The following is a 22,058-nucleotide window of genomic DNA, read 5'->3' on the forward strand; positions in this document are numbered from 1 at the left end:
TATTATCTAAAATTAGGGGGAGGTATGGACGTTAAACAAACATTGCTAAAGATGTTTTTATTTAACAAGTGGCTGTGCAATTCAGAGTCGGCATTAAAAACGAGCATACGACTTGTCAAATTAAAAAAATACTTAGCGATTAGTATTACGTTCGCTGAGCTGATGAACTCGATATTCACCATCGGTTTTAGTGCTGTGTTCATTTACAACAAAACTTTCAGCACCGATGGCATGACATTGCCAAGCTATAAAGTGTTTGATGATGTTTCGATCTGGTGGTTTACGGCGTTTCTTGCGCTTGGTTTTGCACAGCTAATATCGATGCTCGTGCCGTCACTTAGAGCTGTCAAGTCAAGCGGTCTTTGTATGATAGTAACGTCTCTTGCATGGGGCGTTATCACGGGCGCTTACTACGCATCGCAACATGGCATGGTAACACCAGCAACAGTAATTATAGGCTCATGGTCAGCAGCCATGTTTTTTATGGGTAATAAAATCATCAAACGGGCAATTATAAAAGAGCAGGCAACTATTAAGGAGTCGTAATGAGCTTAGTATCGGAGGTTATAACCTCGTTCACTCCACAAGTAGTATTCGGTATGTTCGGTGGTTTTGTTGGTGGCATCTACGGCATAAATAAAAAAGGCTATGACGCAAAAATATCGATAATTCTAATATTTACAGCGATTGTAGCTGGTAGCGCGATTGCTGAGGTTCTTCAAAAAAAGTTTGGGTTAACGTACTTACTGCCAATTTGTCTCATATCAATCCCAGCAGGTGCGTTCTCAGGTTATCTAATGGTCGCCCTAGATGTTGTTAGCCCTAAATTTGCGGCTCAAGTCGCAGAGAAGGTGGGCGAAAAGGTAGTAGAAAGCACAAGTAAATAACACGCCCTTTAATTAGGGCTTTTTTTGGAGTGTAGAAAATGGCTTACGGTCATATAGTGCAAGCGCAGACAGCGTTAGCAAGTGCAGGGTTTTACAAACACATAATCGACGGTGATTTTGGTCAAAAGTCGTTAGATGCCGTTAATCAGGCATTGAATAATATTGAGGATGCTACGGAGACGCTGGTTAAAGTGAATATACCTGCGAAGTCTGACACTAAAAGCGGATTTGCGCTAAGCAAAATATCAAAAGAGCGACTATCAAAAATCCATCTCGATTTACAAACCATTGTTAATCGAGCAATTGAAATCACAACAGTTGATTTTACAGTTGGTGAGGGTATGCGAACGCTAGAACGTCAGCGTGAGTTAGTTAAAAAAGGTGCAAGTAAGACAATGAACAGTCGTCACTTGACTGGTCATGCTGTGGACCTAATCGCGCTTGATGAAAATGGCGAGGTTACTTGGGATTGGAAATACTATCATCCACTTGCCGAGGCGATGAAACAAGCAGCAAAAGATGTTGGCGTCAGTATTGAATGGGGTGGTGACTGGAAAAGTTTTAAAGACGGTCCACATTATCAACTACCTTGGTCAAGCTATCCAAAATAGGGGTTGTTATGACTTTAATCATTCTAGCTCGCTACTGGCAATACATTGTGATCGCAATCTTAACCGTTGCGCTCACGCTGTCTATCAGTCGATGTAGTGACAATGCAAACGAGGTTGATGCAGTCAAAGCTGAGCATTAATTAACACTTATCACTGAGCAAGCCGCTTATCTAGCCAAAATCAACGATATTGAACGAGCAAACAATGAGAGGTGGCAAAATGCAGTTAATGAAAACGCACAGACACAAAAGCAGATTGCTAGCGACTATGCTGATAACGTCGCTATCGTTGACAGCTTGTCAGACACAATCGACAAAAACAATGCCGCCTTTATCCAAGCCAGTGCCGATGCCCGAACTCAGTACACCGTTGCCCTCAGTAACGTATCAAAAGACTGTATCGGACAGATTAGCGAGCTATCAAGAATTGCTGACGGACACGTTGCCGACATTAGAATGATGCAGCAAGCATGGGGTAAGTAGCTATCATCTAGCCACATTTAGCTGCTATAATAGCTATTCGGGTTGTGGTTCATTGGTAGAACAACAGACTCCTAGGCTCTGTCTAATGTAGGTTCAATTCCTACCGCCCGTCCAAACAATAAGCCCATTCGTTAATTCGAGTGGGCTGTTTTTTTGTGTCTAGGTTTTGAGTGAGTCGAGATAGTCAGCCCACTTTTGCATCATCACCCTTCTTTTTTCGAGCCATTTAACGCGGTTATAAGCACGCCCATTGCCGTCAACGACCTTGTGCGCCAGTTGCATATCAATCAGCGCGTATTCAAACTCTAGTCGTTCCTCTAGTAGCGTTCTAGCTATTGCTCTAAACCCTTGGCTCGTTTGCTCGCTACTGTCAAAGCCCATGCGCTTGAGTGCCTGGTTAAGTGTATTCTCAGATAAGACCCTGCTTTTTGACATGGACGAGGGGAATACATATTCACCGGTGGCATACTCGCGCATTTCATCGATTACTTGCAATGTCTGTGTTGATAGTGGAGACACCATATCAACGCCGGTGCTTTTTTTTGTCTTTGGTGGCGTGTAAATCCAAACGCCCTTGTCTAAGTCCAAATCAGACCATTTAAGGTGCCGTACTTCGCCCACACGCGCAAACGTCAGGATTGCAAAGCGTAATGCTCTACGAGTGGAGAAGTTGCCGTGATAGCTATCTATGGCTGTTACCAACTCACCAAGTCGACGCTCATCTAATATAGCCGGTGCGTGTTTTACTTCACTGGTACCAAAAACACCACGCAAGTGCAACGCTGGATTTTGTGTGGCTCGACCAGTAGCGATAGCATGAGTCATGACTTGGCTAATCTTTGTGCGCGTTTTCTGCAGCTTCGTGTAGTGTCCTGCAGCTTCAATCGGTTTTAATACCGCCATACAATCAACTGTCGTTATCTCACTCACTGGCTTATTGCCAATCACGGCTATTATCTCGTTTACTGCAGTACGAGTTTTGCTAAGCGTCGACTCCGAATAGTTTTTAGTCTGCAGCCACTCATCAAACACCGATTTAAAGTCATTCGCTATTTTATTGCGCTCGGTTGCTATCTGATTTTGGTTGTCAGTCTTTGGGTCGACGTTGTTTTCGATCAGCGCATCACACTCAGCACGTTTTTTGCGAGCATCGGCTAACGATAGTGCAGGGTACCGCCCCAACTTAAACATATCAGCGATGCCGGTATAAGGTCGACTGTATTGATAATACCAAGTTTTGGTACCGGACTTCGCAATATTGAGCACTAAACCGTTACCGTCATATAATCGATACGGCTTATCTTTAGGCTTGGCTTTGGCGACCTCGGTATTGGTCAGCGGATTAGTGATGCGAGCCATAACAGTAAATTCCAGTCAGAAATACAGTAAAAACGGTAATTACTGCCAAGTTTACTGTTAATAATCTCGGTTTACAACAGACAAGTACAGACACATACAGACATAAAAAAGCCCCTATGCTATTAAACATAAGGGCTAATCGGACTTGCTCAGACTTACTTAGACTGCTATATGGTACCAGTGGTCGGACTCGAACCGACACGCTTTTAAAGGCAACGGATTTTGAATCCGTCATGTCTACCAATTCCATCACACTGGCATGTTAGGAGATAATGTTTATTACAACTATTATCGAATTTGGCTACAGTGTTGACTGTATAGGCTGCGTATTATAGCAGCCTATTTGCAGGCGTCAAGAATTATTTTAGATAATTTTCTATTCCCTGAATTACTCTCAATCTAACCGACAAAGGCACGCTCAACGGCATAGTCAGCCTGTACACCCATACGTGGTGAAACAGTAAGACCAAAGCCATCTAGAATCTCTGAAACCTCAGCATTGAACGGCATGCTACCACATAACATGACACGGTCATCGTCTTTATTCATCGGTGGCAAGCCAATATCTTCAAACAGTTTACCTGACTTCATTAAGTCTGTGACACGTCCCTGATTCTTAAACTCTTCACGAGTAACAGTCGGGTAGTAGATGAATTTTTCGCGGTACCATTCACCAAATATCTCATCATTAGGCAGCTCGTTTTCGAACATATCACGATAAGCCAAGTCATGAGCATGACGGACGCCATGTACTAAGATGATTTTATCAAAGCGTTCATAAACTTCAGGATCACGTGCTAACGCTAAGAATGGTGCAAGCCCAGTACCTGTCGATAGCATATATAGATGCTTGCCAGGCAATAGGTCATCTAGTACCAATGTGCCGGTGGGTTTTTTGCTGACCAATAACTCATCGCCCACTTTGATATGCTGTAAGCGTGACGTCAATGGACCGTCTTGAACTTTGATAGAAAAGAACTCTAGTTGGTCTTCGTAGTTAGGACTGGCAATCGAGTAAGCACGTAGCAATGGTTTACCATCGACAACAAGTCCAATCATCGCAAATTCGCCATTACGAAAGCGTAAGCCATCGTCACGAGTGGTTTTGATGCTAAATAGAGAGTCATTCCAGTGATGAACCTCTGTGACCGTTTCGGTGCGAAGTTTTGACATAAAGTCCTCGTTAATTAATAAGTTGCTGTCGGTGTCGTCACGTTTAAATACGTATTAAATCAAAATTTTCAATGATAGATTAAAAAATATAAAAACCTACCAGTATTCTAATAGTTATCGAAAATACTGATTATTAAAACGTAAGTAACGAAGGTTTAATAATAAATCTGGCCTATCAGTCTCTATAAAAGAGAAGGTAGCCTATATTGTATTTCGTATACCCATTCACAATTAATGCCAATAGCCTTTACAAATAAGTATCAGAGAGTACAAATGAAAAAGACTCTCATCAAAATGATTGCTCATAATACCAAACTTTAAAATAAAAATCCGTCTAGCCGTTACCTTCTAGCATGATAAAATGGAATATCGTTAGTGAGTAATTTTGTATCATTTGATAGAACTGTCTAAAAAGACAGTCAGCTATTACTGGAGCAGGCTTATGTCTGATGGCAATATGCCTTTAGTTGGTTATCATCAAGCGCCTATCATTGGCTACCACCGTGCACCGCTTTCGCAAAAATTTGGGGCACCGCGCCAGCCAAATTTGGTCGCGCTGACCAGCGCTATTGAAATGGTCGCACCTTATGATACGCCAGCCGCGTTTGAGGGTTTAGATGCTTTTAGTCATATATGGATCAGTTGGCAGTTTCATCATAATTATCGATACAAAAATCTTGGATATAACGGCAACCATCAAGCGGATAGTAACTTTCGAGCACAAGTGCGCCCTCCAAGATTGGGTGGTAACCAAAAGATAGGGGTGTTTGCCAGTCGTAGTATGTACCGACCATCAGCATTGGGGTTATCTGTTGTCAAACTTGAGCGGGTAGAGGTAATACAAGGTCGTATACTACTTATCATTAAAGGTGCTGACATGATAGACGGTACCCCAATTATTGATATAAAGCCGTATGTATCCTATAGCGATGCACTCAAACAGGCACAAAGCGGGTTTGCATCCGCTGCGCCAACGCTGCTAGACGTGATTATGACCGATCATGCTTACGAGCAATTTATGCTGCTAATGAGCACTAAAGAGCCAGCTGGTATCAACGATAGTGACGAGGGCAGTACTGATATAAGCAGCCACATAAGCAGCCATATAAAAAGTGCCACCAGAAATGCTACAGTAGCTGCAACACTTCGTCAGATACAAAGCCAGCTGGTAGTCTCTGATATCGATGCTATCAAAGCGCTAATCGCTCAAGACCCGCGTCCAGCTTATCGTCGTCAAGAGGTGGATGCATCATTTGTGATGCGTTATAAGTCTGTTGATGTGGGCTTTAGGCTAATAGCGTCAGGGCAGCTACAAATAACATCAGTGGTGGCAATAGCGCTCGTATGAGTTGATGCCTTGTTTGATAAGAGACCATTTAACCAGAATAGAAGAAGAAAAATATGTCTGCTCAAAATTATTCGATAGTGATTGATTTGCGTTGGTGCCTAGATGAGTTATTGGCAGATAAAATCATTGATCAGCGCAGCTACAACCTAGTGATTACCAGCCGCCGTGATAAAACACAACATCCACTGCTGACGATTAGTGAGTTTGGGTTGCCGAATGGTCATGCAGCAGACACGAGCGCTGAAAGTAAACTGACGCTGGCATGGTTAAATCAGTGGCTAGCATCAAAAGCGGGCATACCGCTGATCCGTATCGACCCGCTCAAAATTGATGTGCCTGCCGTCACGCAGCTGATGTCATTTGAGTACGCGCGCTCACAGCATATTTTGCCGATAGAGGTTACTCTAGATGAGGTCGTCATCGGTACCGACCAGCCTTTTTATACCGATTGGCACCCCAGTATTGAAAAGCTGATTAAATTAAAGAACTATCGCACGGTTTATATCAGTCCTGACCAAATCAATCGTTACCGTCAGGAGTTCTATCAAGTCACGCAAGCGATCGCTGGGGCAAACAGTGTTCACAAACGCGCCGCGGCTGATGTCACTAACGTCGAAGCGTTATTACAGTTGGGTGACAATACCAATCCTGATGCCAATGATCAGCATATTGTCAGAGTCGTTGATTGGCTGTTGCAATATGCCTTTGAACAGCGCGCCAGTGACATCCATTTAGAGCCACGCCGTGAGACGGGCAAAGTGCGGTTCCGTATCGATGGCGTGCTACATACTGTGTATGAGATGCCGCTTGCGATTATCGTGGCAGTGACAGCGCGTATCAAAATTTTGGGGCGTCTCAACGTCGCAGAAAAACGCAAACCCCAAGATGGTCGCTTAAAAACCCGTACACCAAAAGGATTGGAGACTGAGTTACGTCTCTCAACCATGCCCACTGCCTTTGGTGAAAAGCTGGTCATGCGTGTATTTGATCCTGAAGTACTCGTACGCTCATTTGCTCAGCTCGGTCTTTCAGGCAAGCAGCTTGAGATTTGGCATCAGCTGACTGCGAACCCTAATGGTATTATTCTAGTCACGGGCCCGACAGGCTCAGGTAAGACCACGACTCTTTATAGCACGCTTAAGCAACTGGCCACTGAGCAAGTCAATGTCTGTACGATTGAAGATCCGATTGAGATGATAGAGCCTGCATTTAACCAAATGCAGGTCAATCCAGGAGTTGATCTGTACTTTGCTGACGGTATTCGCTCGTTGATGCGTCAGGATCCTGACATTATTATGGTGGGAGAGATTCGGGATACCGAAACGGCAAATATGGCCGTACAGGCTTCACTAACAGGGCATTTGGTACTCTCGACGCTTCACACCAACGATGCACCAAGCTCGCTCACTCGTCTGCATGATCTCGGTATCCAGCCATTTTTGACGTCAGCGACGATACTAGGGGTGATGGCTCAGCGTTTGCTACGTACACTATGCTCACATTGTAAGCAAGCAGTGGACGTGACGCCAGATAGCGAAATCGCCATTCAATGGCAAGAGTTGGTCCAACCGTGGCGTGCAGCATTACCTGCACAGATTTATACGGCGCAGGGATGTGAGCACTGTCGCCATACAGGCTATCAGGGCCGAGTTGGCCTCTACGAGATTATGCCGCTATCTAATGAATTAAAAAAACTGGTTGCTGCTGATGCCAACTTAGATGTGCTCAAACAGCAAGCGTACCGTGAAGGGGTACAGCCACTGCGTCTCTCAGGTGCTAAACGCATTAGCGAAGGGGTGACAACGATAGAAGAAGTCATGCGTGTGGTGCCGCTGCATTAACGTTAGGCACCATACGTTAAGTGAAAATATACTCATTAAACACTCAACCGAGCGTAAGTCTATTTTCCGTTGCACGTAGCTGCACTTACGTTACTTGGCTTGAACTTACGCCGCTCGAAAATCATCCACTACTTGAAAACCATCATTGATAGAACAATTAAGATACTAACGAATTTTTAATTTGCATAGTTTTTATTGAATAGTTTTTACCGATACGCTTCCAATAACGAGATTATTTATGTTTACAGATACACATTGCCACCTAAACCGCTTAGATTTAACCAAGTATGATGGTCAACTGACAGGCGCAATTGATGCCATGAAAGCTGCCAATGTGACGCGTGCGATGGCAATTATGTGTGATTTTGCGGAATATGATGAGATTGCAAATATTGTTAGTACCTATGGCGATGAGACACTCAATTTAGGGATGAGTGTGGGTATCCATCCCTGTGAAGATATTGGTGTCTTGCAATCAGCGACCGTCGAGCGTCTGATAGAAACTGCAAAGGCTGATCACGTATGGGCAATAGGAGAAACGGGTCTTGACTACTATTGGTCAACAGAAAATAAAAAAGAGCAGCAAGCCAGCCTTGCGCGCCATGTTCATGCCAGTCAACAGTTAAAAAAGCCGCTGGTGATACATATGCGCGATGCAAAAGAGGATACGATAGATATCCTAAAAAGTGAGGGCGCTGAGCATGGCATCATTCATTGTTTTACTGAAGACTGGGAGACCGCAAAGCGTGCTTTGGATCTGGGTTTTTATATCTCATTCTCAGGTATCGTGAGTTTTAAGAGCGCGCAAGATATCAAGGATGCTGCTAAACAAATGCCAAGAGATAGAGTGTTAATCGAAACTGATAGTCCGTACTTGGCGCCAGTCCCCAAACGCGGTAGACCCAATGAGCCTGCGTATGTGCCCTACGTGGCGAGCTGCATCGCAGACATGTATGGTTGTAGTGCAGAAGAAATAGGTGCATTGACGGCAAAAAACTTTGAAAATTTACTGGCACAGTACCACTAAAATGGTTATGCTATGACCAATCAGTCATTTATTCGATAGTCTTGTGGTTCAATCCCCCTAAGTATTTATCACAATAAATATAACCACATGACTACCGATAACTATGTCAGCAAACATAAGCATATTCCCCGTTGTAGAGCTTTAGCAGTTTTGGTATAGCATTAAACGCTTACTACCTATACTGCTGTGAATGATGGTTGTATGCTTAATCTTGTCATGTTTTAGGAGAGATTATGAGTCGTCAGCATCAGTTCAAGGCACGAGAAGAGAATATCTTAGCGATGGCAGAGCAATTGCTACTTGAGTCAGGCGATGGTGATATTACGTTGGACAGTTTGGCAGATCAGCTAGACTTGGCCAAAGGCACGCTATATAAGCATTTTTCTAGTAAAGATGAGCTCTACCTACGTATTATTATTCGTTATGAAGAGCAACTGTTCGATATCAACCGTATCGATGACTGCCCATCAGCAGGTGTTGCCCGCATGATTTTTCAGCAGTTATTTAATCCACAAAAAGCCATGCTACTGAATCAAATCGAAGAGCGTCTTGCTGCATCAGTTACTGGTCTCAATCGCTTGTTTGGTGAGTTATATGATATTCGCCGCCAACGTATGAAGCGCTTAATTGATATTATTAGTGCTTACTTAAAAGATGAACACAGTAGTTTGAGCACACGTGACTATTTGTCATCTATTTGGGCAATGGGTCAAGGCGGTGCAGGGCTGTTAAATTCAAGTTTTTATCAGCGTTATTTAGGTCGCCGTGATACCTTGCGCTACGCTTTTGTTCAACAAATGCTAGAGTTGCCTAGTCATTATCCCGCTGAGGATGATGAGGTGATGGATGAGGACATGCAAGAGCTAGTAGAGCAGATTGACACTGAGTCAGAAGAGCATCGTAATACCAATTATTAAACGGTCTATGATCTATTATTTTGGCTACCCCCAATGACGTCATTTCTGTGTTGTTATATCCGCGATGGCAACACATTTAAAGGTCTCCTTTTAGCATTTACAAAAGCAAAATCTATTATCCTACATATATAAACGAATTACAGGCTCTATAGGTGCGATATGCCGGTCACTGTCAAGACTCAGTCCAGCTCAGTGGCCACTCGCCCTTTAGCCTTAATCAGTCAAACCTCACGTTTAACCCACTTCGGTACGATAGCTACCAACCCTCACTACAGCGGTGCTCCTACAGCTGTTTGTGACTCATTATCTCCTTTATCGATATATAAGACCACGCAGACTGGCTTTACACTGGTTGAAATCGTAGTAGTGGTGGTTATTTTGTCTATATTTGCTGGCATGATGAGTCTGTCTGTTGGGAGTAGCGAGTCCCGAAAAAACCGCGCCTTTTATGAGCACCTTACCGACTCCTTGAGCTACGTTCGTCTACTGTCAGCTGAGCGTATGCAGCCAATGGGCTTGCGTCTACAAGCAGATAATCAAGGTCAAATAGAGCCCGTCATCGTCACCTTGTCAAATCCCTATATCGCTTATCAAACTGCTGATAGCATATCAGGCACCCTATCAGGCTCCTTCTCAAATAACCTCGACAGCCAGTCGAAAAACTCGATGGAGCTGTCTGCAGATCTGGGCGGTATGTCAGGCTCCACTGGAGAGCAGCAGCCAACACCGAGCTGGGATCTTGAGTCAGAAGTGAGCTTGCCTGAGTTACCTGCTGGTGTCAGTATCAGAATCCAAAGCTTGGACGCTATCAATCTGGCAAATACAAGACAGACGCAGTCGCTACAACCTTGGTTTAGTGATCAAACCGTACCACAGCTATTATGGTTTGGTACGGGACAAGCGACACCAGTTACTATTGAAGTCATCCATGATTCGCGACTAGTAGGGGAAGTGATTACCATTATGCCTGATGGTAGTATGATGATAGGGCAGGGACTATAGTGAGTAAACGATCTAACAGTCCCAGAACGATGAATAAGCCGAGAGTAATCAATGCTAAACGTGAGAGTGGATTTACGTTAATCGAAGTTATGGTTGCTTTAGCTATCTTAGCAGTAGTAGCAGTAGCAGCCAGCCGTGCCAGCAGTGCGTATTTAAGATCGGTTGATATATTGCGTACCCGTACGCTCGCTCATTTTGTGGCGCAAAATGCCGCTGCTGACTTACGAATCCAAGAGACATGGCTGACCGCCAATCGTACTCAAACCGTGAATGCTCAAGGTCGTGACTGGCAAATAGTGATGACAGTTGGCGATGCCATCACACCTGCTCTAAAAGAAGTTAATATATCGGTGGCACCTATCATAGATGGACAAACACGTACCTCGGTCACTGATATTAGTATCATGCTAAGTAATGCTGAGCAAGATACGGCAAGCTTAGACTTTAATAACGTGGGTGGTGATAATACCAGGCAAGCAGGAGATGGCCTGTGAAGCGACAGCGTGGATTTACACTGCTCGAGCTGATGGTTGCTATGGCGATATTCGCGATGCTAGCAGTCGCAGGCTGGCAAGTATTTGATAGTGTCAACCGCGCTCGTGAACGCGCCCAAACCCATGCTGATAACTTGGCTGTACTACAGTATGCTTATTTGCAGCTGCAACAAGATATGGCACAAGTAGTCCCTTACCAAGCGCCTAGCGATCCAAACGTCAGTGTTGCTGTGCTTACAAATAACCGTACAGATAGTACCAGTCCAGCAGGCGAGCAAACCAGCGAAACAGTACCTGAACCTTTTATGAAGGTAGATAGTGAACACATCAGTTTTGTACGTTTTGCTGATCCTGACCCACGCTATCAAAGCAGCACGAGCGTCCAGCATATCGAATATGTATTTGCAGATGGGCGCTTAATACGTCGGCAGTACACCAGTCTAGAAAATGGAAGCAATAGCGTCAGCTTAGACAGCGTGCTATTAGAAGATATTAGCGTAGGACGTTGGCAAGCCTATCTACCAGAGCTAAGCCCTAAATTTCCAAGTGATGATATCAATAGTAGTAGCACTACTATCAACACCGCCTTGGGACAGACAGCAAATACTGAGAGTAGTAAGCCCGATGCTATTCTGCTCCCAAAAGGTGTTTCTATTAATTTTACGTATCAAGATATGCCAATCACGTGGCAGTGGGCGCTTACTCCGCAGCCGATACCACAAAGTACGCCAAGCGTGACTAACAATCCTGAGGGTAATGGTAACGATAGTGGTAGTGATAGTAATGGTAGCAGCAATACAGATAATGGAAGTACAGAAAATGGTAATTGAAAGGGTAGTATTTAACAGGCATCGCTTGCTCAGCGATAAAGGCCATATATGTCAATAATAGTGAATGCTCAGCGTGGTGTGGCGCTGCTCACGATCTTGCTATTGGTCGTGAGTATTACCGTGGTTGCAGGAGCGATGTTGGCCAGTCAAAAGGTCGCTATTAGGCGTAGCGGCTTATTGTTTGATCAAAATCAGCTATTGCAAGATATCGATGCTGGTCAACAGTTGGCAGTGACGATGATTCGCGCGGATAGTCAGCTTAACGATACCGATAGTGAGCGAGACATTTGGGCACAGCCAATTCCGCCTTACACATTGGCGAACCATGGTATTAGTGTTGAGTTACGCGATGAGGCGGGTCGTTTTAATATCAATAATTTGTATCAAGGCGGTGCGGTTAATACGGCTGCACTGGCAGTCTTTCAACGATTATTGACTGAACTAAACCTAGAGACAGATATTGCTATTGCGGTACTTGATTGGCAAGACGCGGACAGCGATGTCTATCAAGATGGTGGTGATGAAAGCACAGTATACGCCCAGCAGTTAAACGGCACTGCAAATGGCGCTTTACCTAATCAATCTTTTGTCAGTATTGATCAGTTACAAGAAGTGCAAGGGGTAAGTGCTGAGGCGTTAGCGACCATGCGACCTTATCTGACTGCGGTTCCTTATTACGTGCCTATCAACATCAATGCTGCCAGCCCAGTGTTGTTAGCAGCACTGATTGATGGTGCAACCAGCCAGCAGATGCAAGGATTGGTCGACGCGCGCGCAAGGCAAGCATTGACCTCTATCGATGAGATATGGCAGCTGGCAAATCTGAGCGACGTAGATGATACACAGCGTCAAGCGATAGCCCCGTTGCTAGCAGTTGACAGTCAGGCTTTTATGGCGCTTATCACAGCAAGTGACAATGTTGTTACTGATAATGGACGGGGTAGACAGCGCTTTGCTACCGTTTTAATCAGCAAGACCGCAGTGAATGACAGCCAGCGGTCAAATAATAACCAAACCCCAAAAGGTACTGATGGTAGTAATACCAATAGCGACACTCCCAAAGAAATCAAAGTGATTGGACAGCGACTATGGGCTTTTCGTCCGAGTTTTTAGTGAATCATCGTGAATGACTCATTAATCTCGCAGGCGAGTCTCTTCACTCGATTTCCAGTTATAAGCACCATAAAACAACATCTGTGCTTGACGAGTACAATTATGGAGCATCAACTGCTTATTCTCTTCGATCTCATTTAGATCGATCTCATCATCGTGGTCTTCAGTATAAGTCAACTCCAACCAGTCGATAATCCAAGAAAAGAACATATTTACGCCAGCCTCAGCCAGCAAACGGCGATCATAAGCATTGATATGCGTAAACGCTGGCTGTAACGCCAAATCATCTGCTAAGCTTTGAGCATGCTTTTTTACTAACTCATTAATAGCTTTGCGTACCGCTTCTGAACCGCCATAACGCTCACTGACCAAAAACTGCCAGTAATAAGGCTGGTCGCTGACCATATACAAAAACAGCTGAATACTCTTAGCTATCTGACGATCAAAACTACGCTTGCGTCCGATTTGTAGACTATCGCTAAGTGCGGCTAGCGTACCGCCCAGCTCCTCGATGACTAAGGCGCGCCCTAGTGACTCCATATCATCAAAATGACGATAAAACGCAGTCGGCACTACGCCAACCTCGCGGGTGACTTGCCTGAGACTAATAGAGCTAAAAGATTGCCCTGTCATACATAGATCAAGTACGGCGTTAAAAAAAGCGTGCCGAGTTTGAAGTTTTTTTTGTTCGCGACTGCTCATAATATTTCAAAATTGTCCGATAAGTGTTTATCATACTCATTTCAACGCATAAATACGACCAAAATGCGCAATTCGTGTGAATTTACTAGATCTGTACCTGGTTTTTTAAACCACGGTACCCCAATGGCCTTGTAGTTCTTGCGCCAATCGATAAGCCTCGTGGTCATTCATGCCTGTAATAAAATCTAAAATATTCAATATATTGTCATAAATATCGTCTGATAACATGCGGCGATGTTCGTCAAAATGTGGCTGTAGTAAGCTCAGTAGACGCTGCTGCTCAAAAGACATCGATGATAAGCTGTCTACTTGAGAGCCTGTCCAAGCCAATGGCACAAAAGCATCCATCAGGCGATGCAGACATTGGTTGGCCATCAGCTCCATTCTGACTTTGCTTGGGTGATTGAATATCTTTTCACGCGCTAATTGCTTGGCCTGCAAGATACCGTTTTGTACGCTAGTATCACAGTGAGCAAATAAGCTGCCTTGTAGTGTGCCAGCCAGTAACGCTGCACTGTTGGCGACAAAAGCATCGGTGACTGTATTGACCAAACGCATCATAGCGCGTGATCGCAATGATGCGAGGCTCTGCCTAACAGACATGTGCGCGGGCAGGCTGACGCTATCAGGACGCTCACCAATCAATTCATAAAATATCGTGGCAACCTCATGATAGGTGAGCATATTGAGATTAATGCCATCTTCTAAATCAATTAGGGCATAGCAGATGTCGTCTGCCGCTTCCAATAAGTAGGCTAAAGGATGACGAGTAAACCCATCGTGTTGTGTGGCACGCGGCAGCTGTAAACACGCTGCCAGCTCCTCTAACTGAGCAGCCTCACTATAAAAGCAGCCGAACTTCTGTATATTGTGGTTTTTATCATTAGTGTCATTGCTGTGAGTGGCGAGCCAAGGATACTTCATAAAAGCGCCTAGCGTTGCGCAGGTGAGACGCATACCGCCTTTATCAGGATGATGCTCATTGCGTACTAAGAGCCGAAACCCTTGAGCATTGCCTTCGTAAGCCAGTAAGTCCAGTCGCTCATTGCTACTCAGCTGTTGTAATACTGCCTGAGGGTCGGACTGCCTAAACCAATCACGAATGGCGTACTCTCCAGCGTGGCCAAAAGGCGGATTGCCAATATCATGAGCGAGACAGGCCGCCTGTACTATCACCCCGACATCATATGGTGAGACGCCTGCTGGTAGACCACTGCCCAATTTATCATGGAGTTTTTCTGCTGCCATCATGCCCAATGAGCGCCCAATAGAGGATACCTCAAGTGAATGGGTAAGGCGGGTATGAATGCCCAGTTGATTGGTCAAAGGATGGACTTGGGTTTTTTGGTTTAATTGACGAAATGAGTGAGAAAATACCAACCTGTCGTAGTCTTTATGAAACTGAGAGCGTGTACTGGTATTGGCGTTAGGCTTTTTGGCAGCGCCAAGACGTTGCGAATTGAGAAGATGAGACCATTGCGCGGTAGAAGACAGCAAAGAGGGCGAGGTACTTACCATACTAAAACATCCGAAACCAAGGGAGTCTCTAGCATAGCAAAATAGCGCCCTTGGTACAGCTATAGTCCATCCTTTATACAGCTGATAGAGTGTCAGTTTCGCCTAACTGACTTATTTTAACTGACTTATAATAGTACTGTCACTCGCCGCCTTTATAACTAATAGATATTGAACGGACTATATTAAGACTTCTGACAGTCAAAAAGTACGTCTTCCTCTTCGATAGCCACGTTACTGTCTAATGTTTTGTTTAGCAATGTCGCACTGTCACCATTTACTTGCCAGATAATACCATGATCGTTATCTAAGCCAATATCACTGGTGTAGGTGGCTTTATCCGTATTCACATTGCTATCAGAAGCCGCTGACAAATCGTACTCAATACCATCGATAAGCAGATGTGCTGTCTGCGGCGTAACATCATTATGATAAGAGACACCGATAGTAGCAGCTGGCTCACAGGTGAACGTTATGCTGTTGCTGGCGTGCTCAGAATGGTCGTGACCTGCATGATCATGTCCTTCATGAACATCCATGTCACTATGGCTTTCATGGTCATGTCCTTCATGATCGTGTTCCATATCATCATGTGCTTCGTGGTCATGCTCTTCATGAGCATGTTCATCGTGTCCGGCATGACTGTCTGTGGTTGTTACATCTTCAGATGCTACTGGTTCACTGTCTGTTTTGGGCTGGCAACCTAACAGTGAAACTGTCATAACACTGCTTATTAGAGAAATGCTTACGAATTTGGAGAAAGTAAAAGAATTTATCACAATATAATCCTAAAGTAAGACAAAAAAGATATGTTATATTATAACAATAAAGTAATAAAATAAAGCCGATGCTGGAAAATGTCCAACATCGGCTTGTCAGCGATCAGACAGTATTAACTGTTCAAAGTTAAACGTTAAATCTAAAGTGCATGACATCGCCATCTTGCACGATATAAGTTTTGCCTTCTAGACGTGATTTACCAGCAGCAGCAGCGCCTTTTTCACCATTATGTTCGATGAAATCATCATAGGCGATGACTTCTGCACGAATGAAACCACGCTCAAAATCAGTGTGGATCACGCCTGCTGCTTGCGGTGCGGTTGCGCCAATGGCTACTGTCCATGCGCGCACTTCTTTTACGCCAGCTGTGAAGTAGGTCTGCATATCAAGTAAGTCGTAACCACCGCGGATGACTTGGTCAAGACCGGCCTCTTCCATATCCATCTCAGCCAAAAAGTCTTTCTTATCTTCTTCGTCCAGCTGAGCAATTTCAGCTTCGATTTGGTTGCATAGAGCGATCACGATAGAATCTTCACCAGTGGCATAATCGCGCACTGCATCGAGGTATGGGTTGTTTTCAAAACCATCTTCAGCAACGTTCGCGATATACATGGTAGGTTTTAGAGTGATTAAACCATAGCTTCTGATTAATTTTTTCTCATCAGCATCTAGAGTAGCCGCACGTGCCGCTTTGCCTTCTGCTAATAATGGCTCAATCTTCTTGAACACATCAAGCATGGCGCTGGCGTCTTTGTCACCGCCCTTGGCTTTTTTAGTCAAGTTAAGGATAGCGCGTTCAACGGCTTCTAAGTCGGCTAAAGCCAGCTCAGTATTGATGGTTTCAATATCATCAATCGGGCTGACGCGACCATCAACGTGTACCACGTTGTCATCGTCAAAACAGCGAACGACGTGAGCAATCGCATCAGTTTCACGGATATTGGCTAGGAACTGGTTGCCCATACCTTCACCTTTTGAGGCGCCTGCGACCAGCCCTGCGATGTCAACAAACTCCATCGTCGTAGGCATCACGCGCTCAGGATTGACGATATCCGCCAGTTGCTTTAGGCGTGGGTCAGGTACTGGTACGATACCAGTATTGGGATCTTTGGTACAAAATGGAAAGTTTTCAGCGGCAATACCCGCTTTGGTTAATGCATTAAATAAGGTGGATTTACCCACGTTTGGTAGGCCGACGATGCCGCAATTAAAACCCATAACATTCTCTCAATGTATTAATAAAAATAGTTGGTATGTAGTGACTATCAGACTGATTATGGCGTAAGCCTAAAACCTCACCTGTACGAAACGAAGCCTATTTAAAATAGGCATTTAGAACAGCAGTCAGATAGTCAATCAAAATTGGGCACATTGTAGCAAATTTACCTGAATAGGGGTGAGGTTGTTACTTTATATGCTAAGGTTTTTGCCTGCCAATGACAGCTTGCTCGATGGCTAGGTTCGTATACATAGAGCGTCCATAAACGAGTCGGGCAGCTTATATGAGTGGTAAGCATTACTTTTGCGCGGTTATTCAAGACTTTTTAGTATGGTAAGCTATCTGATACAAACAGTACCCTAAAGCACAAGACGATGAAGCACTTGTGTGGTGTTTGACTTAACAGCTAATACTGATTCTATAGCCTGATATCACAGCGATAAAAAGCTGACCAAAAAACAATCAGTTCGCACCAAAATAAAACGTAAGGCAATATCTGACGATGACAATCTCGATCTTTGATACACAGCGCTATAAATATCCGCAAAACTTCCTTGAGATGAAGCCTAAGCTTGCTCGACTTGAGCAGGCCATAAAAAAGCTAGAGGCAAATTTAATTCATACCAGTGATGTCAAAAATACCAAGCTTCTCGCTCAACGGTTAGATAGTCATTTAGGATTAACGGTTGACTATGCCAGCGAGCTCAATCCCGATCAGCTTATGGCAGCCACTACCACCGAAGGCAAAGTGTTGGTCATTGCGGGCGCAGGCTCTGGCAAAACCAAAACCTTGACCTATCGCACCAGTTACTTGCTCGAAAACGGGGTATCGCCCAAAGAGATATTACTACTGACATTCACTCGTAAAGCCGCGAATGAAATCAAAGATCGCGCTAAGTCTTTGCTGGCAAGTAGGCTAACAAACGAAGAGCTAGCTGAAGATAAATTACCAACAGACAAGGCATTAAACAGCATCACGAGTGGCACGTTCCATTCGTTTTGCAATATGCTGCTACGTCAGTATTCTGGGCTGCTTGGTATCAATCCACGATTTACTATTTTGGATACCAGTGATAGCGAAGATGCGATTGACTTGGTACATAAAGAAAAAAAATATCCCGCACAAACTAAAACCCAAGCTTTTCCGCGCAAAAAAACACTGCAAAATATCATATCAACGTCTAGAAACAGGCGTATTCATATTCGCGACTTAATAGAAAATAATTACCCTGATATCGCGGTACACATTCCTATCATCGAGCAGTTGGCAGTTGACTTCCATGAGTATAAACGCGCCAATCACTTATATGATTTTGACGACATCATTAGTCAAGTGGTGCGTCATCTAAAAACCAACGACACTTTTCGAAAGCGTCTCCAAAGCACGTACGGTTATGTCATGGTTGATGAATACCAAGACACCAATATCCCGCAAAAGCAGCTGATCGATTTGATCTGTGAGCCTGATTCGGTGTCACTAATGGTCGTTGGTGATGACAATCAAAGCATCTACGCCTTTCGCGGTGCCAATTATGAAAACATTTTGCTGTTCGGTGAGACATATCCTGCCGCCAAACTTCTCAAGCTTGAACAAAATTATCGCAGCACGCCCGCAGTTTTGGATTATATCAATGCATTGTCAGCGCAAATTACCTTGGGCTATCAAAAGCAGTTGTACTCTGACGCACCCGTAGCAGGCGACAAACCAATATTTCGACGACTCAGCGATGAGACGAAAGAAGCGAGTTATATTACTAATAAAATTATCGCGCTCAAGCCAGAGTTTGACTATAACGATTTTGCTGTGTTGTGCCGTACGTCTTTTCAGTCCAATTATGTACAGTTGGAGTTTATGGCGCGCAATATTCCCTTTATCGTGGTGGGCGGTATCAAATTCATCGAAAGACGACATATCAAAGATGTGTTGGCGTTCGTTAAAATACTTTACAACCCGAATGATACGATTGCGTGGCACCGTATATTGACCTTGTTTAAAGGGGTAGGCGCAGTTACCGCAACTCGTCTCACACAAGCCATCACTGCTGACAACAATGCGTTTGAGCCGTTATTGGCAGCGCCGTTTGCCAAGAAAAGTGAACAGCTACAACCGCTGTACCATACACTTGTCAGCGCCCAGAAAGCGGAATCGGTTGAAATAGCCATTGAGCGTATTCTTGATTTTTATATTCCTGTGTTAAAGCTGATTGAAGACAACTGGCGTGAGCGTACTGAGGACTTTCGGGTGTTAAAGAACTTAGCGACAGAGCACACGAGCCTCGATAGCTTTTTAGAAAATCTTGCGCTCGACCCACCGAATGATTCGGTCGCGGTCATGGGGCGATCTGATGATGAACAGAGTAATGACAAAGTTACTATCTCAACCATTCATAGTGCCAAAGGGCTAGAGTGGCCAGTGGTATTTGTTAACTCATTGGTAGATGGCATCACGCCGCATCACCGCTCGCTGGATGACTTTGAAGCATTAGAAGAAGAGCGTAAACTGTTTTATGTGGCCTGTAGTCGTGCAAAGACACAGTTATATCTGACCGCGCCGAATTATTTTTCTAGCTACTCTGGATACTTTGATATGACATCACGCTTCATCGCGGAGTTATCTGCCGACGAGGTAACAGTAGAAACGGTAAAACTGCCTATCATGGATAATGATGATCCAATGTGGTGGTAACTGTTGATGAGACTGCGTAATTAAGTTATTTTTATAAGACAAAGGAGGAGAGCGTATTTTTATATCACATGAGATCTACAGTAGAAATTCGTGCTGATTTTTAGCTTATTTCCTCCCATTTTTATAACCAGATAACCATGCCACACCTCAGTTATTCCTTTTGAAAATACTCTACCAATAAAGGCATAACTAAAAGTATTTAATGGCGAAAATATTTTTCAGATAAGGGTTTCATATTTAGCCCAATGCGTTACTATTAGCACCTAATTCGGTTCGACCCTTATATTTGATACTCTGTATTAACACCCTAAGAAAAGGATAGGTTATGCGCTACGAAGTGATCGTTATCGGTGCAGGTATGGTTGGCACGTCAATCGCGTGGCATCTACAAAAAAATAACTCAAATGTATTACTCTTAGATAAGAAATTGCCAGGTTCAGAGACCTCGTATGGCAATGCAGGATTGATTCAGCGCGAAGCGATTCATACGCATCCTTTTCCGCGTCAGCTGACAGAGATGATTAGAGTATTGCCGAACCAAGGTACTGATATTCGCTACCGTATACCAGCTATTTTGCGTTATCACCAAGCGCTATTACAGTACTGGAAATACTCTACGCCAGCATCTGTTAAACAAATCGAATCTGAGTGGCAGACGCTGATTGAGCATTGTACCAGTGAGCACCAAACTATGATCAGCGCCTCTGGTGCTGACGAGCTCATTACTCGTGACGGTTGGTTGCAATTGCATCGCTCGGAAGAGACGTTCAAAGAAGCCCAAGTATCAGCCATCGATGCGCGCAACCAAGGTGTTGAGCATAACGTACTGAACCTTGAAGAACTCAAGGCCATGGAGCCTAGTGCCAATTTTGAAGGGTTCGTTGGTGCAATTCATTGGAAAAACTCTTGGCAAGTATCAAACCCAAGCTCGCTTGTAAAAGCCTATGCAAAAAACTTCCAAGACATGCAGGGTACAATCAAAGAGAATGACGTTAAAGAAATCGTCAAAGACGCAGATGGCTGGAAAGTCATCACTGATAAAGACACCTACTACAGTGATAAATTGGTCATCGCAGCAGGTCCATGGTCTAATGATTTGATCAGACCACTGGGTTATAACTTGCCGTTGTTCCCAATGCGTGGCTACCATCAGCATTTTAAAGTAACAGATAAGAACACCATCAATCATAGTATGTTTGATATGGACAAAGGCTTTGTCATGGGTCCAATGCAACAGGGTATCCGTATCACGACTGGTGCTGAGATGACCACGATGAATGCGCCAAAGAACTTTGGTCAGTTAAAAACCGTATTGAAACTTGCTAAGAAGATTTTGCCATTAGAAGATGCCGTTGAAAGTGAAGCATGGGCAGGATCACGTCCTTGTATGCCAGATATGAAGCCTGTCATCGGTCCTGCAGATAAGCATGACAAACTATGGTTTGCGTTTGGTCACAGTCATCAAGGCTTCACTTTAGGGCCAATGACAGGGCGTCTCGTCGAAGAGATGATTCACGATAAGCCGGCATTGGTAGATTTGGCACCATTTAGTGCACAGCGTTTTTCTAATTAAAAGCGCGTCTAGCAAATTTAGCACTATTTTAAATTAATAAATTAAAGGTAGATAACATGATAAAGAAATTACATAGCACCCCGCGCATGAGCAGAATCGTCGTCCACAACCAGACCGTTTACTTATGTGGTCAGGTCGGTAATGCAGAAGACGATATCAAAGCGCAAACATTAACGTGTTTGGAAAAGATCCAAGCGCTATTAGAAGAAGTGGGTAGTGATAAATCAAAACTGCTTTCAGTAACGGTTTGGATCAAAGACATGGCGGACTTTGCAGCTATGAATGAAGTTTATGACGAGTGGTTTGAAGGCATCGAGCCACCAGCGCGCGCTTGCGGCGAATCAGCACTGGCACGTCCTGAGTTATTGGTTGAGATGATTGCCATCGCTGCTGAGTAAAGACTGCTTGCAGCACCTTTAGCCAAGCAGTAAAAAAAGCCATGATAGCAATATCGTGGCTTTTTTATGCTTTATAATAAATTAGTTTAATTATTGATATG

At 44.1% G+C, this 22,058-nt stretch carries 22 protein-coding genes and 2 tRNA genes; 17 read left to right on the forward strand and 7 right to left on the reverse strand.

The features are described 5' to 3' along the window. The first annotated feature begins 24 nt into the window (after window positions 1–24). The 6 genes from AC5JPT_RS00775 (at window position 25) to AC5JPT_RS00800 (ending at window position 2,094) form a co-directional block, all read left to right on the forward strand. Complete coding sequence (locus tag AC5JPT_RS00775; protein WP_493856718.1) at window positions 25–546, forward strand: hypothetical protein; 522 nt, start codon at window positions 25–27, stop codon at window positions 544–546. Next, window positions 546–887, forward strand: a complete 342-nt coding sequence (locus tag AC5JPT_RS00780) for a hypothetical protein (RefSeq protein ID WP_493856719.1) — start codon at window positions 546–548, stop codon at window positions 885–887. Before AC5JPT_RS00775 ends, AC5JPT_RS00780 begins: the two co-directional genes overlap by 1 nt. A gap of 38 nt (window positions 888–925) precedes the next feature. Further along, window positions 926–1,498 carry a M15 family metallopeptidase gene (locus AC5JPT_RS00785; RefSeq protein ID WP_493856720.1) on the forward strand — a complete coding sequence of 191 codons (573 nt, stop codon included), beginning with the start codon at window positions 926–928 and terminating at the stop codon, window positions 1,496–1,498. Window positions 1,499–1,506: 8 nt separating this feature from the next. Beyond that, window positions 1,507–1,638: a hypothetical protein gene (locus AC5JPT_RS00790; protein WP_493856721.1), complete on the forward strand. Its 132-nt coding sequence runs from the start codon at window positions 1,507–1,509 to the stop codon at window positions 1,636–1,638. A gap of 156 nt (window positions 1,639–1,794) precedes the next feature. Beyond that, window positions 1,795–1,980 carry a hypothetical protein gene (locus AC5JPT_RS00795; protein WP_493856722.1) on the forward strand — a complete coding sequence of 62 codons (186 nt, stop codon included), beginning with the start codon at window positions 1,795–1,797 and terminating at the stop codon, window positions 1,978–1,980. Between the two features lie 38 nt (window positions 1,981–2,018). Further along, window positions 2,019–2,094, forward strand: a tRNA-Arg gene (locus AC5JPT_RS00800). Between the two features lie 45 nt (window positions 2,095–2,139). Here the strand turns inward: AC5JPT_RS00800 and AC5JPT_RS00805 are convergent. The 3 genes from AC5JPT_RS00805 to AC5JPT_RS00815 all read right to left on the reverse strand — a co-directional run bounded on the left by AC5JPT_RS00805 (window position 2,140) and on the right by AC5JPT_RS00815 (window position 4,512). Further along, the gene (locus tag AC5JPT_RS00805) at window positions 2,140–3,339 is read right to left on the reverse strand and encodes a tyrosine-type recombinase/integrase (protein ID WP_493856723.1); all 1,200 of its coding nucleotides are present in this window, start codon (window positions 3,337–3,339) and stop codon (window positions 2,140–2,142) included. 172 nt (window positions 3,340–3,511) lie between these two features. Continuing rightward, window positions 3,512–3,598 (reverse strand) — tRNA-Leu (locus AC5JPT_RS00810). 140 nt (window positions 3,599–3,738) lie between these two features. Then, window positions 3,739–4,512, reverse strand: a complete 774-nt coding sequence (locus AC5JPT_RS00815) for a ferredoxin--NADP reductase (protein ID WP_319050186.1) — start codon at window positions 4,510–4,512, stop codon at window positions 3,739–3,741. Window positions 4,513–4,954: 442 nt separating this feature from the next. Between AC5JPT_RS00815 and tsaA the strand changes: the two genes are divergently transcribed. The 8 genes from tsaA (at window position 4,955) to gspK (ending at window position 13,084) form a co-directional block, all read left to right on the forward strand. Then, the gene (gene tsaA / locus AC5JPT_RS00820) at window positions 4,955–5,860 is read left to right on the forward strand and encodes a tRNA (N6-threonylcarbamoyladenosine(37)-N6)-methyltransferase TrmO (protein WP_493856724.1); all 906 of its coding nucleotides are present in this window, start codon (window positions 4,955–4,957) and stop codon (window positions 5,858–5,860) included. 53 nt (window positions 5,861–5,913) lie between these two features. Then, the gene (gene tfpB, locus AC5JPT_RS00825) at window positions 5,914–7,701 is read left to right on the forward strand and encodes a type IV pilus assembly ATPase TfpB (protein ID WP_493856725.1); all 1,788 of its coding nucleotides are present in this window, start codon (window positions 5,914–5,916) and stop codon (window positions 7,699–7,701) included. A 238-nt stretch (window positions 7,702–7,939) separates the two neighbouring features. Further along, window positions 7,940–8,728 (forward strand): TatD family hydrolase, encoded by a 789-nt coding sequence (locus AC5JPT_RS00830; RefSeq protein WP_493856726.1) that lies wholly within the window; start codon window positions 7,940–7,942, stop codon window positions 8,726–8,728. Between the two features lie 233 nt (window positions 8,729–8,961). Beyond that, window positions 8,962–9,645, forward strand: a complete 684-nt coding sequence (locus tag AC5JPT_RS00835) for a TetR/AcrR family transcriptional regulator (RefSeq protein ID WP_319050189.1) — start codon at window positions 8,962–8,964, stop codon at window positions 9,643–9,645. 159 nt (window positions 9,646–9,804) lie between these two features. Beyond that, on the forward strand, window positions 9,805–10,647 hold the full coding sequence (locus tag AC5JPT_RS00840) for a prepilin-type N-terminal cleavage/methylation domain-containing protein (RefSeq protein WP_493856727.1): 843 nt from the start codon (window positions 9,805–9,807) through the stop codon (window positions 10,645–10,647). Further along, window positions 10,647–11,141 (forward strand): type II secretion system minor pseudopilin GspI, encoded by a 495-nt coding sequence (gene gspI / locus AC5JPT_RS00845; protein WP_493856728.1) that lies wholly within the window; start codon window positions 10,647–10,649, stop codon window positions 11,139–11,141. Before AC5JPT_RS00840 ends, gspI begins: the two co-directional genes overlap by 1 nt. Next, on the forward strand, window positions 11,138–11,971 hold the full coding sequence (gspJ, locus tag AC5JPT_RS00850; protein WP_493856729.1) for a type II secretion system minor pseudopilin GspJ: 834 nt from the start codon (window positions 11,138–11,140) through the stop codon (window positions 11,969–11,971). The genes gspI and gspJ overlap by 4 nt, the downstream gene beginning before the upstream one ends. A gap of 48 nt (window positions 11,972–12,019) precedes the next feature. After that, a complete protein-coding gene (gene gspK, locus AC5JPT_RS00855; RefSeq protein ID WP_493856730.1) occupies window positions 12,020–13,084 on the forward strand; it encodes a type II secretion system minor pseudopilin GspK in 1,065 nt (354 codons plus the stop codon). 21 nt (window positions 13,085–13,105) lie between these two features. Here gspK and AC5JPT_RS00860 read toward each other — a convergent pair whose 3' ends face one another. From AC5JPT_RS00860 to ychF, 4 genes are all read right to left on the reverse strand, one after another. Next, a complete protein-coding gene (locus AC5JPT_RS00860) occupies window positions 13,106–13,786 on the reverse strand; it encodes a TetR family transcriptional regulator (protein WP_319050194.1) in 681 nt (226 codons plus the stop codon). Between the two features lie 105 nt (window positions 13,787–13,891). After that, window positions 13,892–15,304, reverse strand: a complete 1,413-nt coding sequence (locus tag AC5JPT_RS00865) for a deoxyguanosinetriphosphate triphosphohydrolase (RefSeq protein ID WP_493856731.1) — start codon at window positions 15,302–15,304, stop codon at window positions 13,892–13,894. A gap of 182 nt (window positions 15,305–15,486) precedes the next feature. Continuing rightward, the gene (locus AC5JPT_RS00870) at window positions 15,487–16,023 is read right to left on the reverse strand and encodes a hypothetical protein (protein ID WP_493856732.1); all 537 of its coding nucleotides are present in this window, start codon (window positions 16,021–16,023) and stop codon (window positions 15,487–15,489) included. 184 nt (window positions 16,024–16,207) lie between these two features. After that, window positions 16,208–17,299 (reverse strand): redox-regulated ATPase YchF, encoded by a 1,092-nt coding sequence (gene ychF, locus AC5JPT_RS00875; RefSeq protein ID WP_443524295.1) that lies wholly within the window; start codon window positions 17,297–17,299, stop codon window positions 16,208–16,210. Window positions 17,300–17,802: 503 nt separating this feature from the next. On the opposite strand from ychF, the gene AC5JPT_RS00880 reads away from it, so the two are divergent. From AC5JPT_RS00880 to AC5JPT_RS00890, 3 genes are all read left to right on the forward strand, one after another. Continuing rightward, complete coding sequence (locus tag AC5JPT_RS00880) at window positions 17,803–19,986, forward strand: ATP-dependent helicase (RefSeq protein ID WP_493856733.1); 2,184 nt, start codon at window positions 17,803–17,805, stop codon at window positions 19,984–19,986. 325 nt (window positions 19,987–20,311) lie between these two features. Further along, a complete protein-coding gene (locus AC5JPT_RS00885) occupies window positions 20,312–21,559 on the forward strand; it encodes an NAD(P)/FAD-dependent oxidoreductase (protein WP_319050199.1) in 1,248 nt (415 codons plus the stop codon). Between the two features lie 59 nt (window positions 21,560–21,618). Continuing rightward, on the forward strand, window positions 21,619–21,957 hold the full coding sequence (locus AC5JPT_RS00890) for a RidA family protein (RefSeq protein WP_493858402.1): 339 nt from the start codon (window positions 21,619–21,621) through the stop codon (window positions 21,955–21,957). Window positions 21,958–22,058 lie beyond the last annotated feature (101 nt).

The sequence above is a fragment of the Psychrobacter sp. H26 genome (assembly GCF_059073035.1).